Source organism: Kitasatospora sp. NPDC089913, assembly GCF_044748625.1.
In the GTDB taxonomy this organism is placed as follows: Bacteria; Actinomycetota; Actinomycetes; order Streptomycetales; family Streptomycetaceae; genus Kitasatospora.
On sequence record NZ_JBIVGI010000041.1, the window covers coordinates 1 to 14,763 of the forward strand.

General features: G+C 75.5%; 3 protein-coding genes. All 3 read right to left on the bottom strand.

What is annotated here, in order from left to right:
* Nucleotides 1–166 precede the first annotated feature (166 nt).
* From ACIPYS_RS36875 to ACIPYS_RS36885, 3 genes are read right to left on the bottom strand one after another with little or no spacing between them, the layout of a single operon-like run.
* Nucleotides 167–1,870, bottom strand: a complete 1,704-nt coding sequence (locus tag ACIPYS_RS36875) for an ABC transporter ATP-binding protein (RefSeq protein WP_093858477.1) — start codon at nucleotides 1,868–1,870, stop codon at nucleotides 167–169.
* Nucleotides 1,857–12,869: an amino acid adenylation domain-containing protein gene (locus ACIPYS_RS36880; protein ID WP_400754522.1), complete on the bottom strand. Its 11,013-nt coding sequence runs from the start codon at nucleotides 12,867–12,869 to the stop codon at nucleotides 1,857–1,859. Before ACIPYS_RS36880 ends, ACIPYS_RS36875 begins: the two co-directional genes overlap by 14 nt.
* Nucleotides 12,870–12,908: 39 nt before the next feature.
* Entirely contained in the window at nucleotides 12,909–14,720 is a 1,812-nt protein-coding gene (locus ACIPYS_RS36885) for an ABC transporter ATP-binding protein (protein ID WP_093858479.1), read from the bottom strand.
* Nucleotides 14,721–14,763: the final 43 nt, after the last annotated feature.

The window sequence follows — 14,763 nt, forward strand, 5'->3', positions numbered from 1 at the left end:
CCGCTCGCCCGTCCGGGGGGGGGGGGGGGGCCGCCCCGGCGCGGGGGGGGGGCGGGGCCCCGGGCCCCCCCCCCCCCCGGCCGGCGGGGCGGGGGGGGGGGGCCCCGCCCCGCCGCCCCCGCCACGTCAGCACGAAAGCACGTCACCGCGTCACCGCGTCACCGCGTCACCGCGTCACCGCGAGGCAGTACGCCGGATCGGTGTCCAGCAGCACCCGGTGGGTGCCCTCCGCCTTGACCACGCCGCCGTCCAGGACGAGCACCCGGTCGGCGGCGTCCAGCAGCGCCGGACTGCTGGTGATCACCACGGTGGTCCGGCCCCGCCGCAGCGCCGCCAGCCGGCGGGCGACGAGCTGCTCGGTGACGGCGTCCACCGCCGTCGTCGGGTCCCGCAGCACGAGCACCTCGGTGTCGGCGGCCAGCGCCCGGGCCAGGGACAGCCGTTGGCGCTGGCCCCCGGAGAGGTTGGAGCCGCGGTCGCGGACCTCGTAGTCGAGCCCCTGCCGGTGCAGGGCCACCACGTCGGTCAGCATCGACGCCTCGACCGCCTCGGGCACCGTCGTGCTCGTCCCGGACGGGTCGATGTTCGAACGGAGCGTGCCCGCGAAGATCTCCCCGTCGTAGGGATTGACCAGGAGGTGCGCGCGGAGCGACTCGACCGACAGCTGCGCGAACGGCCGGCCGCCGACCCGCACCTCCCCCTCGTAGGACTCCGGCGGGACGGCCAGGGCCAGCACCGCCGCCAGGTCGGCCGCCGCCCGCGGCTGGTAGGCCGTGATCGCGGTGAACTCGCCGGCCGGGACGTGGAACTTCACCCCCTGCAGGGCGCCGTACCGGACGCAGTCGATCTCCAGACCGCCGTCCGGCTCCGGACGCTCCTCCCCCGGCACCGTCACCGGCTCGGCCGACAGCACCAGGGCCATCCGCTCCGCCGAGGCCCGCGCCATCATCACGTACTTCGGCATGTCGGAGAACAGCCGCAACGGCTCCATGACGAACTGCGCCAGGCCGACCGCCATCACCAGCTCCCCGATGTCGATCTGCCCGTCGAAGGCCAGCCAGCCGGCCGTCAGGGTCACCGAGACCGCGAGGACGGCGTTCAGGCCCAGGGCGGTGCCCGCGTAGACGCCGTTCACCCGGGCCACCGTGACCGCCTGCTCCTTCGCCTCCGTGCTGACCCTCCGGTACGACCGGAACGCCGCGTGGTTGCCGCCGAAGCCGTGCAGCGGGCGGAGGCCGGTGATCAGGTCGGCGACCTTCGCCCCCGCCCGTGCCACCCGGGCCTGCTGCTCCTTGGTGCTGCTGCCGATGCGCCGGGACATCACGCTCAGCACCGAGAGGATGGCGACGGTGCCCACCACGACCAGCAGCCCGAGCCACAGGTTCGCCGTGCCCAGCGCGACCGCCGCGATCAGCACCGCGACCATGGAGCTGAGCAGCATCGGCACCACCTCGACGATGTCGGCCGTCTGGTCCGCGTCCTCGGTCGCGATGGTGAGCACCTCGCCGGACTTGAGGCCGGTGTCCCGGGCCACCGGCTGGAGGCCGCACTCGGCCACCCGCACCCGCCAGCGGTGCGCCTCGGTCGTGTTGGCCTTCTGCAGGACGCGCATGCCGAAGCGCCACGACAGGGACACCGTGGTGATGATCACCGCCAGCGCCCCGACCGCCAGGGCGAGCGACCCCGGGGAGCGGTCGCGCAGGGTGTGCTCGACGATCAGGCCGAGCGCGATCGGGAACGCCGTCTCACCGGCCTGGTAGAGGCCCATGAGGACGGTGCCGACGACCATGGCACGGGTGTTGCGGCGGACCGCCGTCCGGAGGATCGCGGATCCGGGACGGCGGGACCGCCGGTTGTCAGGAGTTTTCATCGATGTGGCGCGCAATCGCTTCCGGGGTTCGCAGGGTGAAGAGATCACGGATGGTGATCACAGGGCCGAACTCCCGGCGCAGGAGTCCGGCCAGACGTACGGCCAGCATGGAGTGTCCCCCGAGGGAGAGGAAGTCACCCACCGCGCTGACCTCCTCGTCGTCGAGGTCGAGGGTCTCCGCGAAGTAGCCGCAGACCGTGCTCTCGGTCCCGGTCCGCGGGCCGCGCTCGCCCGCCGTGGTCAGCGCCCCCAGCGGCCGGGGTTCGGGCAGGGCCCTGGTGTCGGCCTTGCCGTTCACGGTGAGCGGGATCCGGTCCACCCGGGCGTAGTGCGTCGGCCGCAGGAAGTCCGGCAGTGCGGCACCCACCTCGGCGGCGACCGTCGCCAGGTCGGAGCCGTCCAACAGCACCAGGTAGGCGGCGAGCCGATGGGCGCCGTCGACGTTCGGGTCCGGCTGGGCGACGGCGGCGGCGAACCGGACCGCCGGGTGCGCCTCGAAGGCGGCCTCCACCTCGCCCGGCTCCACCCGGTGGCCGCGGATCTTGACCTGCTGGTCGGTGCGGCCGAGGTAGCTCAGGTTGCCGTCGGGCCGCCGCAGGACGAGGTCGCCGGTGCGGTACATCCGCTCGCCGGGCGCGCCGAACGGGCAGGCGACGAAGCGGTGCGCGGTCTGGCCCGGCAGACCCAGGTAACCCCGGGCGATGCCGACGCCCGCGACGTGGAGCTCCCCGGGCACGCCGTCGGGCACCGGGCGCAGCCACGGGTCGAGCACGTACACGTCGGTGTTGTCGATGGCCACGCCCACCACCGGGTCCTGGCAGTCGAAGGTGCCGACGCCCAGGGTGTTGATGGTGTACTCGGTGGGGCCGTAGAGGTTGTAGCCGACCGTGCCCGGCGTCTCGGCGAGCCGCCGCCACAGGGTCGGGGTGACGGCCTCGCCGCCGAGCAGGACGAGCGCCGGGCGGCGCTCCGGATGGTCGAGCAGGCCCTCGGCCAGCAGTTGCTGCGCATAGGTCGGGGTCACGTTCACCACGTCGATCGCGTGCTGGTGGCAGTACTCGACCAGGGCGGGCGCGTCGCGGCGGAGCTCCTCGTCGCAGATGTGCACCTCGTGGCCGTCGGCGAGCCACAGCAGCTCCTCCCACGACATGTCGAAGGCGAACGACACGGTGTGGGCGATCCGGAAGGTCCGGTGGCCGTGCTCGGCCAGGACCGGGGCGAAGATCCGGCGCTGGTGGTTGATCAGCATGTTGGTGAGGCCCGCGTACTCGGTCACCACGCCCTTGGGCTTCCCGGTCGAGCCCGAGGTGTGGATGGTGTAGGCGGGGTGGCGCAGGCGCCGCGGGTCGTCCGGTGCGAAGGTCGTGAACGGCGCGGCGGGCGGCAGCGGGCGGTCCAGTTCGACCAGGTCGGCGTGCCCGCCGGCCAGCCTCGGTGCCACCGCGCTCACGGTGAGGACCACGTCGGGGCGGACGTCCGCGAGGATCGCGGCGATCCGCTCGTCCGGGTGGTCCAGCTCCAGCGGTACGTACGCGGCCCCGGTGCGCAGCACCGCGAACAGGGCGGTGATCGAGTCCAGGGAGCGCGGGAGCGCCAGCCCGACCGTGCGGCCGGGGCCGATCCCGCGCCCGGCCAGGACGCCGGCCAGGGCGCGGCTGCGGTCCCTGAGCTCGCCGAAGGTCGTGCTCGCGCCGTGCGAGACGAGGGCGGTCCGCTCCGGGGCGCGGTCCGCCGCGAGGTCGAAGCGGTCGACCACGGTGTCCGTGCCGATGTCGGTGCGCACGCCGGGCACGGGGACCGGTCCGAGGCCCGGCAGGGCGCCCACCGGCCCGGTCGCGTCGGCGAGGTCGGCGAGCACCCGCAGGTAGTCGTCGAGGAGGCGGTCCTCCGCGGCACTGTCGCCGTGGCGGTGCTCCAGCTTGACGGTGAGCCGGTCGCCGGGGGTGACGACCCAGGTGAACGGGTAGTGGGTGGAGTCGTCGGCCTTGACCTCGGTGATGCCGTGGCGGGTGTTCATCTCGGTGAAGGCGTCCGGGTCCAGGAAGTTCTGGAGCACGAAGAGGTTGTCGAACAGGGTGTCGTGGCCGCCGGCGCGCTGGATCTCGCCGAGCCCGAGGTGCTCGTGCTCCATCGCCTCGACCCTGGCCCGCTGGACGGCGGACAGGTACGCCCCGACGGTGTCGCCGGGCCGGGCGCGGGTCCACATCGGCACGGTGTTGAGCAGCACGCCGACGACCTCGGACAGGCCCTCGCCCTCCCGGCCGGAGACGGTGACGCCGAACACCGCGTCGGCGCGGCCGGTGCGGGCGCCGAGGAGCAGCCCGAAGGCCGCGGTGAGGACGGTGTTCAGGGTGACGCCGTGGGCCTTGGCCGCCGTTCGCAGGAGGTCCGAGCGCTCGGCGGAGAGGGTGCGCAGCAGCACGGGCGGCAGACCGTCGGTGAGGGCGGGTGCCGGTCCGGCGAGCAGGGTGGGACCGGGGAGGCCGGCGAGGTGCTCCGCCCAGAAGCGTTCGGCGCCGGTCCGGTCGCGGGCGGCGAGGGCCCGGGCGCAGTCCTCGAAGGCGGGCACGGCGGGTCGGGTGTCGGGCCGCTGCCCGGCGAGCACGGCCTCGTAGGCGGCGAACAGGTCGCGCAGCACGATCTCGCGCGACCAGCCGTCCCACAGCAGCAGGTGGTAGCTGAGGAGCAGTCCGTCGCGTCCGCCGGGCAGCCGGACCACGGTGAGCCGGAGCAGCGGCGGTTCGGCCGGGTCGAAGCCGGTGCCGCGGTCCCGGGCCCGGAGGTCGTCCACCTCCGCCTCGGTGGTCAGCTCGACGGTGCGGATGCCGACCCGACCGCCGGTGCCGAGCAGCTGGACCGGGTTGCCGTCCTCGTCGGTGGTGAAGCCCGCGCCGACGACGGGGTGGCGGGCGGTCACCGCGGCCACGGCCTCGGTGAGGGCGTCGGGGTCGAGGCGCCGCTCGAAGCGGAACCAGCTCTGCGCGACGTAGTGTCCGGCCGGGCCGGCCAGCTGGGCCTGGAAGTACAGTCCCCGCTGGAGCGGGGTGACCGGTGCCGTGCGCCCGGCCGTGCGGGCGGCTTCGGCGACGGCCGTCAGGGCCCGCAGCCAGTGGCCGGTGATCGCGTCGGGGATCTCCTCGGCGAGGGTGAAGGCGGCGTGCAGGGCGCCGGTGCCGGCGTCGGTCCAGGCGTTGACCTCCACCGCGTAGGGGCTGTCGCCCTCGTCGCCGGTGACGGGCAGGGCCTCGGACTCGTCGCCCCGGCCGAGGTAGTTGAAGAGCACCTGCGGTCGGGCGGTCAGCAGCGGTGCGGTCTGCGGGTTGAGGTACCGCAGCCGGCCGTAGCCGAGGTGCCCGGCCTCGTCGGGCTGCCGTTCGGTCAGCTCGCGGGCGGCGGCGACGGGGTCGGTGTGCGGGCCGAGCCGGACCGGGGCGACGGCGGTGAACCAGCCGACGGTGCGGGAGTAGTCGTGGTGCTCCAGCAACGGGACCCGGCCGTGCCGCTCGAGGTCGACCGCGAGGTCGGTGGGCTCGGGCTGGACGGCGGTCAGCGCGGTCCGCAGGGCGCCGCAGAGCAGTTCGGTGAGGCCGAGGCCGAGGGCGGCGGGCGCGGTGCGGGTGACCGGGTCGCCGAGGTCGGGCGGGAGCACCACGGTGCGCTCGCGCCGTCGGCCGGGGGGTGCGGGCAGCAGCGGGGGTGCCTGGAGGGTGTCGGCCCAGCGGCCGAGGTCGCCGGTGTCGGCGGCGGCCCGCAGGGTCAGCGCCGCGGCGTACTCGGCGTAGGAGGTGGTGGCCGGGGCGAGGGCCTCCCCGCGCAGGGCGGCGGCGAGGTCGTCCAGCAGGATCAGCCAGGACACCGCGTCGACCGCGAGGTGGTGGACGGTGACCACCACCGTCCCGGTCGGGGCGAGCCGGGTGAACACGACGACCTCCCCCGCCTCGGGGTCGAGCCGGTCGGCGGCCGCGTCGGCCGCGGCCGCGGGGTCGTCGGTGTCGGCGGTGACGACGGTGGCCGGGCGGGCCGGACCGGTGCGCAGGGTCCACACGCCGTGCCCGGTGTCGAGCCGCAGTCGCAGCACGGGGTGGGCGGCCAGGACCTCGGTCGCGGCGCGTTCGAGGTCGGCGAGGGTGGTGCCGCCGGGCGGCCGCAGGGCCCGGGCCTGGGCGAAGCGGGCGAGGGGGCCGCCGAGTTCGCGCCGGCGCAGCACGATCGGCGTGGGCGGCACCGGCCCGGCCCCGTCGGAGGCGGCCACGAGGACGGCGGAGGGGGCCGGGACGGGGGCGGACGCGGGCGCGGAGGCGCCCGGGAGCCCGGCGAGCGCCCGCGGCGTCCGGTGCAGGAACACGTCCCGGGGCGCGATCCGCAGGCCCAGCGCGCGGGCCCGGTTGATCACGGTGATGGCGACGATGCTGTCGCCGCCGGCCCGGAAGAAGTCGGTGTCCGCGTCCGCGCCGGGGAGCTTCAGGACCTCGGCGAAGATACCGACGAGCGAGGGCAGCACGGAGCCGCCGGCCACCACGACGGCTTCCGCCCCGGCCTCCGCGACGGCCTCAGGGGCGTCGTCCCGCGCCGCCCGGGCGACGAGGGCCGCCCGGTCCAGCTTGCCGTTGACGGTCAGCGGCAGGGCGTCGACCGTCAGGAACCGGCCCGGCACCATGTGTGCGGGCAGCCTGGCCGCGAGTCGCGCGGCCGGGTCGGCGGGTGCCCGGCCGACGAGGTGCGCGACCAGGTGGTCCCCGCTGTCCGCGACGGTGACGGCGGCGTCGACCACCCCGTCGAGGTCGCGGAGCGCCGCCTCCACCTCGCCGGGTTCGATCCGGAACCCCTTCAGCTGGACCTGGTCGTCGGCGCGGCCGACGAACTCCAGCTCGCCGTCGAGCCTTCGGCGGGCCAGGTCGCCGGTGTGGTACATCCGGGAGCCGTCGCCGGTGAACGGGTCCGCCACGAACCGGCCCGCGGTGAGGCCGGGCCGTCCCAGGTAGCCCAGGGAGACCTGGTCGCCCGCCACGTAGACGGCGCCGGTCCGGCCCGGCGGCACCGGCCGCAGCCGCTCGTCCAGCAGATGGGTGACCAGGCCCGGGATCGGGCCGCCGATCGGGCTGACCGGACCGTCGGGGCCGAAGTCCTCGTCGGTCAGCACCCGGTGGGTGACATGGACGGTGGTCTCGGTGATGCCGTACATGTTGACCAGCTCGGGCGAGGCGGTGCCGTGCCGCCCGACCCAGCCGCGCAGCCGCCCGAGGTCCACCGCCTCGCCGCCGAGGACGACCAGGCGCAGGGCGGGCAGGGGCGCGCCGGAGTGCCGGTCGGCCTCGACGAACCGGTGGAAGGCGGAGGGGGTCTGGTTGAGCACGGTCACCCCGCGCTCGCGGACCAGCCGGTGGAAGTCCACCGGGGAGCGGGTCAGCGCGTAGTCGGGCACCAGCAGTTCGGCGCCGTGCAGCAGCGCGCCCCACAGCTCCCAGACCGCGAAGTCGAAGGAGTAGGAGTGGAACTGCACCCAGACGTCGTCCGGCCCGAAGCCCATGGCCGGCCGGGTGTTGGCGAGCAGCGCCACCACGGCGGAGTGCGGGACCACGACACCCTTGGGGCGGCCGGTGGAGCCGGAGGTGTGGATGACGTACGCGGGGTCGTGCGGGCCGGGCAGGGGGGCGGGGCTCCCGTCGCCCTGCGGCAGCTCCTCGCCCCGCACCAGGACCGCGGCCGGGACGCCGGCACGCTCCAGCAGGGCGGTGAAGCGCTCCCGCTGCTCCGGGTCGACGAGGACGACCTGCGGGGCGGCGTCGGCGAGCACGTACGCCAGTCGCTCGTCCGGGTAGGCGGTGTCCAGCGGTACGTAGGCGCCACCCGCGCCGACGATCGCGACCAGCGCGACCACCTGTTCCACCGAGCGCGGCAGGGCGACCGCCGCCGACCGGCCCGGCCGGACCCCGGCCGCGCGCAGCCCGGCCGCCAACTCGTCCTTGGCCCGGGCCAGTTCACCGTAGGTCAGCGACCGGGTGGCGCCGTCGAGCGCGCACTGGGTGACGGCGGTGGCGCCCGGGTCCCGACGGGCCGCGGCGTCGAACAGCTCGCCGAGGGTGACCGGGGGGACCGGTGCCGGGCGCGGCTCCCCGGTCGGCACCAGCGCGCCCACCGGGGCGTCCGGGCGGGTGAGCAGGCCGGTGAGGGTGCGGGTGAACCGGTCCAGGATGTCCCGGGCGCCGGCCTCCCCCAGCAGCTCCCGGTCGTGGATGAGGGTGAAGCGCGTGCGCCCGTCGGGCGAGCGCTCGACCACCAGCGTCAGCGGGTAGTGCGGCGCGCCTTCGTTGGCCACGCCGGTGAGGACCAGGGTGTCGCCGGGCCGGCGCAGGGCGGCGGTGTCGGTCGCCACGTCGAACACCACCAGGGTGTCGAACAGGGAGCCGTGGCCGGCCAGCCGGGAGGTCCTGGCCAGCGAGACGTGCTGGTGCGGAAGGACGGCGCCCTGGTGTTCGCGCACCGAGGCGAGCAGTTCGCCGGCGGTGGTGCCGGCGTTCCACCGGGCCCGCACGGGGACGGTGTTGATGAACAGGCCGACCATCTCCGCGATGCCCGGCAGCTCGGCGTCGCGGCCGGAGACGGTGGAACCGAGGACCACGTCCGCGGAGTGCAGGATCCCGCCCAGGGTCAGCGCCCAGGCGCTGTGCACGGCCGCGCTCGGCGTCGCGCCGGCGGACCGGGCGGCCGCGTCGAGGTCGTCCGCCGCCGCCGAGGTGTCGGCGAACCGGCCGGAGGAGGTGTGCCCCTCGGCGACCAGCGAGGGGCCGGGCAGGTCGGCGAGTTCGGCGCGCCACACCCGGTCGCTCTCCGCGGTGTCGAGTGCGGCGAGCCGGGCGACCCAGTCGGTGAAGCCGCCGACCGGGTAGGCCGCCCCCGGGGCGTGGTACTCGGCGAGCAGCGCGCGGAGCATCGGCGGCACGGACCAGCCGTCGGCCAGGATGTGGTGCACGGTCTGCACCAGGACGTGCCGGCCGGGCTCCCGGTCCCGGAACAGCGTGTACCGCATCAGCGGGCCCGCGGCCAGGTCGAAGCCGGCCCTGCGGTCCAGCTCGGCGAGGGAGCGCAGTTCCTCGTCGGTGATGCCGGGCCGGTCGAGTGTGGTGAACGGGACCGCCGCCCCGCTCTCCAGGACGGAGACCACCCGCCCGTCGGCGAGGGCGGTGAAGCGCGCGGCCAGGTTCGGGTACAGGGTGAGCAGCCGGGTGGCCGCGGCCGCGAGCCGGTCGGCGTCGAGCTCCCCCTCCAGGGTGAGCAGCTGCTGTTCGACGTAGCTGCCCGCGGAGTCGTCGTCGAAGACCGAGTGGAAGTACAGCCCTTCCTGCAGCGGGGTCAGGGGCAGGACGTCGTCCAGGGCGGGGCCGTCCAGGGCGTCGACGTCGGCCTGGGTCAGCCGCACCAGCGGGAAGTCGCTCGGCGAGTGGCCGCCCCGGTCGAGGGCGGCGATCCCGGCGAGGGCGGTCCGGAAGCGACCGCCCAGCGCCTCCACGTCCTCGTCGGTGAACATCCCCTCGGGCCAGGAGACGGTGGTGACCAGCCGGTACCCGCCGGACTCGGCCGGTTCGGCGATCGCGTTGAACTCCAGGGCGCGGGGCAGCCGCATGCCCGGGTCGCGCCGCTCCCCGAGCTGGCCGGTCGGCCCCGCGAGCTGCCAGTCGCCGGCGGCGCCCGCCTCGAAGCGGCCGAGGTAGTTGAACAGGACCTGCGGTGCGGGGGCGGCGAAGGCGGCACCGTGCAGGTGGCGCAGCGCGCCGTAGGAGAGGCCGTTGCGCGGGACGCGGGCGAGGTCCTCCTTGACCGCCTTGAGGGCCGCGGCGAGGTAATCGGGCGCGGTGAAGTCCTCGGCGGGGCCGGGGTCCACGGTCACCGGGAACAGTGTGGTGAACCAGCCGACGGTCCGGGAGAGGTCCGGCTCGGTCCCGGCGGCGCCCGCCAGGTGGCGGGCCTCGCGCCCGTGGCCCTCCAGCTCGATGTGCGCGAAGGTCTGTCGCCCGCCCCGGTCGCGGCGCCAGCCGGCGAGGGCGACGGCGAGCGCGGTCAGCAGGACGTCGTTGACGCCGGCGTGGAACCGCGCCGGGACCTCGCCCAGCAGCGGGCCGGTGAGCCCGGGACCGACCGTGAAGGTCCGCCGGCGTTCCCGCGCGACCGTGTCGTCCGCGGCGAGCGGCCGCCGGCCCAGTGGCGCGTCCGGCCCGGGCAGGGGGCGTTCGTAGTGGGCGCGGTCGGCGTCGAAGTCCGCGCCCTCCAGCAGTTGCGTCCAGCGACGGAACGAGGTGCCGACCGCGGGCAGGTCGACCGGCTCGCCCGCGGTGTACCGGCGCCAGGCGGTGGCGAGGTCCTCCCGCAGGACGTGCCAGGACACGCCGTCGATCACCACGTGGTGGACGACGAGGACGAGTTGGCGGGCCTCCCGGCGCCAGACGGCCCGCAGCATCACGCCGCGGTCCGGGTCCAGCCGCGCGGCGGCGAGGGCCGCGCACGCGTCCGGCGGCAGGTCGCTCTCCTCCCAGCCGACCGCCGTCGCACCGGCTGTCGCGGCCGCCCCCGCTGCGACCCCCGCTGCCGCCTCCGGTGCCGTCTCCGGGACCTCGAAGCCCCAGGGCCCGCCCCGGACGAGCCGGGCGCGCAGCATGTCGTGCCGGGCCACGACGGCGGTGAGCACGGCGTCCAGGGCGGCGGCGGTCAGTCCGGCCGGCGTGGTCAGCACGACCGACTGGACGAAGCCGTCGACCGCGTCGGTGGTCCCGCCGAGCCACCGCAGGACGGGCGATCCGGTGACGGCGCCGGTGGCGACGTCCTGGTGGTCCGCCGGGGTCGTCTCCTCGCGGCTCGCCACCGCCGCGAGGGCGCCCAGCACGCTGTTGGCGAAGAGCTGACGCGCGGTGACGTGCAGGCCCGCCCGGCGCAGCGCGGTCAGCAGCGAGATCGCCAGGATACTGTCCCCGCCGAGCCGGAAGAAGTCCTGGTCGACGCCGACGTGCTCCAGCCGCAGCACCTCCGCCGCGGCCGCGCACACGGCGCGTTCGTCGTCGGTGACGGGCCGGGCCGCGGAGACCGCTCCCAGGTCGGGCTCGGGCAGGGCGCGCCGGTCCAGCTTGCCGTTGGGGGTGAGGGGGAACTCCGGCAGCACGACGACGTGGGCGGGCACCATGTACTCCACCAGGTGCCCGGTGGCCCACTGCCGGACCTCCTCGGCCCGCAGATCCTCCCGGCCGGCGGCCGGGATCACGTACCCGACCAGGTAGGTGCCGCCCGCGCTGTTCTTCTTCGCGACGACGCAGGTGTGCCGCACCCCGGGGTGCTCGGCGAGGCCGACCTCGACGTCCTCCAGTTCGAGCCGCATGCCGCGGACCTTGACCTGGTTGTCGGCGCGGCCGAGGAAGTCCAGCGAGCCGTCCGGGGCGAACCGCGCGAGGTCGCCGGTCCGGTAGAGCCGTGACCCGTCGTCCGCGAAGGGGTTGGCGACGAACCGGGCGGCGGTGAGTGCGGGCGCGCCGACGTAGCCGCGGCCCAGCAGGAAGCCGCCCACGTAGAGTTCGCCGCCGACGCCGACCGGGACCGGGCGCAGCTCGTCGTCCAGGACGTACAGCTGGGTGTTGGGGTTGGCGCGGCCGATGGAGGTCGACAGGCGTTCCGCCTCGCCCCGGTAGACGACGTGGGAGACGCCGATCGTGGTCTCGGCCGGACCGTAGCCGTGGTACATCGGGATCCCGAGCCGGGTGCGGAACCGCTCGTACAGCTCGGGGGTGAGCACCTCGCCGCCGCACCAGACGTGGCGCAGGCTGTCGAGGCGCGCGGTGTCGCCGGCGATCTCCAGGAGGACGTCCAGCATCGACGACACCAGGTAGGTGAAGGTGACGTGCTGCTCGGCGATCACCTCCAGCATGTGGTGCGGGTCGCGCTCGCCGCCCGGCTTCAGGACCACCAGCCGGGCGCCGCACACCAGGGGCAGGAAGATCTCGTTGACGGAGATGTCGAAGGAGAGCGGCGCCTTGAAGAGGGAGGCGTCGTCGTGGCCGAAGCCCAGGATCTCGTGGACCTGCCACAGCAGGCGCTCGCTGATCGCCTCGTGACGGATCATCGCGCCCTTGGGCCGTCCGGTCGAGCCGGAGGTGAAGATCACATAGGCGAGCGAGTCGCCGCGGACGGTGACCCCCGGGTCCTGGACGGGGTGGTCGCCGTAGCGCCAGTCGTCGAGGTCCACCGCGAGGGCGTCCGGTTCGGCGGGGTCCGGCCGGCCCGCGCGGTCCAGCTGGACGGCGATCCGGGCGTCGGCGATCACGACGGCGCGGCGCTCTGCGGGCCAGCGCGGGTCGAGGGGGACGAACGCGCACCCGGCCCGGAGCACGGCCAGCAGGCCGATCACCATCTCGGCGGAGCGGTCGAGGGAGATGCCGACGGTCTGCTCGGCGGTCAGTCCGCGGGCGAGCAGGTGGTGGGCGAGCTGGGCGGAGAGTTCGGACGCCTGACGGTAGGTCAGCGACCGGTGCTCGTCGACGAGGGCGACGGCGTCCGGCCCGAGCCGGGCCTGCTCGAGGAAGAGTTCCACCACGGTCGGCCGGACCCGGTCGGCCGCGGTGTCGTTCCACGCGGTCAGGGCCGCGAGCCGCTCGGCCGCGCCGGACGGGCCGATGGTGCCGACGGGCCGGTCGGGGAAGTCCGCCAGGTCGTCGAGCGCGCGCTGCGCCTCGTGCGCCGGGACGCCTTCGGGCACGGTGATCCGGATGCCGTCCGGGGCGGCCTCGCCGACGCTCCAGCCGGGGGGCGGGCCGCCGCCGTCGGCGACCCAGCCGAGGACGTCCGCGAACCGGGTGCCGGGGGCCAGGTCGAGACCCTCGGGGCCCCGGCCGGTCGCCCAGTAGGACAGGCCGACGGCCACCGCCTCGGCCATGGTCCGGTCGGACCAGTCGCCCGAACGCCGGCGCAGGCCGGCCAGACGGGCGGGAGAGAACAGTACGGGACGAGCACTCGGTTCCGTCATCAACGACTCACCCTCCCCGGGAACTTAGGTCAGCCTAACCTAACCGAGCCTCATCCGGCTGTCTCCCCTCCAGGCCAGCCAGAGATCCGCGTAACGGCCGCCCAGGGCCACCAGTTCCTCGTGGGTGCCCTGCTCCACGACCCGCCCCGCGTCCAGCACGGCGATCCGGTCGGCCGCCATCGCCTGGGTCAGCCGGTGGGCCACGAACAGCGTGGTCCGCCCCGCGCAGGCGGCCCGGACCGCCCGCTCCAGCTCGGCCGCGCCCTCGCTGCCGGCCTCCGCGGTCGACTCGTCGAGCACCACCACCGGCGCCCGGCCCAGCACCAGCCGGGCCAGCGCCACCTGCGCGACCTTGGTGCCGTCCAGCCGCTCGCCGCCCTCCCCCACCGGTGTGGCCGGCCCCTCCGGCAGGGCCTCGACCCACTCGGCGGCACCCACCGTGCGCAGCGCCTCGGCCAGTTCGGCGTCGGTGGCCGTCGGCGCCGCCAGCCGCAGGTCCTCGGCCAGCGGGCCGGAGAACACGTGGGTCTCCTGGGTGAGCACGCTCACCAGCGCCCGCGCCGCGACCTCGTCCAGGTCGGCGAGATCGCTCGACCCGATCCGCACCGATCCGGCCTGCGGGGTCTCGATCCCGGCGACCAGGGCGGCCAGCGTCGACTTGCCCGCGCCCGTCGCCCCCACCAGTGCCAGCGAACCCCCCGCCGGAACGGTCAGACTGACGTCCCGCAGGACCGGTTCCTCCGCGCCGGGATAGCGGAAGGTCAGCCCCTCCACCGTCACCGGGCACGCAACCACACCCCGGGGGGCCGCCTCCGGGTGGCCCACCAGCCGCTCCGCCTCGGACTCGGTCAGCACTCCGACCAGCCGGGTCAGGCTCGCGCCCGACTTCTGCGCCTCGTCGAAGGTGAACATGATGGCGCCCAGCGGCGTGAACAGACGGTGGAACACCAGCGGGGCCGCCGACACGTCGCCCAGGCCGGCCGACCCCGTCTCCAGCAGGACGTAGCCCACCAGGAGGATCAGGACCAGTCCGATGAACTCGGCCCGGTTCTCCCGGCCGACGAACCGGCCGAACAGCCGGAACACCTCGATCCCGTGGTCCCGCACCCGCCGCGAGTCGGTGGCGACCTTCTCCCGGAACGCCTCCTCCAGCCGGTACGCCCGCACCGTGCCGATGCCGTTCAGCCCGCTGATCAGCGCCTGCGCGCGGTCGGCCTGGGCGGCCCGCTGCTTGCGGTAGAGCGGGGCGGACCGGGGCAGGTACCAGCGCAGCGCCAGCCCGTAGGCGGGCAGCGCGCAGGCGCCCGCCAGGCCGAGCCGCCAGTCCAGCCCGAACATGCCGATCGTGGCCACGGCGACCAGCACACCCGCGGAGAACACGGTGGGGATGGCCGCCCGGATGCCCCTGGACAGGACGGCGACGTCGTCGCCCACCCGGGAGAGGACGTCACCCCGGCCCACCTGCTCCACCCGGCCGACCGGCATGCCCAGCACGGCCCGGACGGCGCCCTCCCGCAGGTGGGCGAGCAGTTCCGCGCCGAGCCGCCCGATCAGGTAGGTGGAGGCCGCGGTGGCCGCCGCGCCGAGCAGCGCGGAGACCACCATCAGGACCCCGGTGCCCAGCAGGGCCGAGCGCGGCTCGCCCCCGACCACCCCGTCGACCACCCGGCCGAGCAGGAGCACCGGGAGCATCTGGAGCGCCGCGCCGGCCACCGTGCTGAGCACGGTGGCCGCCGTCAGCCACGGGGTCTCGCGGCAGCGGGAGAGGACCCACCGGGCCGCCTCCCGGCCGCTCGTGGTGCGCAGGACGGTGGCGGCGGCCGGAGCGACGCGCTCCTCCGTGGTGGTCACACCCGGGTCCTTCCTCCGGACGGGGGACCGGCCGGCCCGGGGC

Excerpts from the sequence above, each read along its gene's own strand:
- ACIPYS_RS36875 (WP_093858477.1), bottom strand. The coding sequence starts at position 1,870 with ATGAAAACTCCTGACAACCGGCGGTCCCGCCGTCCCGGATCCGCGATC.
- ACIPYS_RS36880 (WP_400754522.1), bottom strand. The coding sequence starts at position 12,869 with ATGACGGAACCGAGTGCTCGTCCCGTACTGTTCTCTCCCGCCCGTCTG.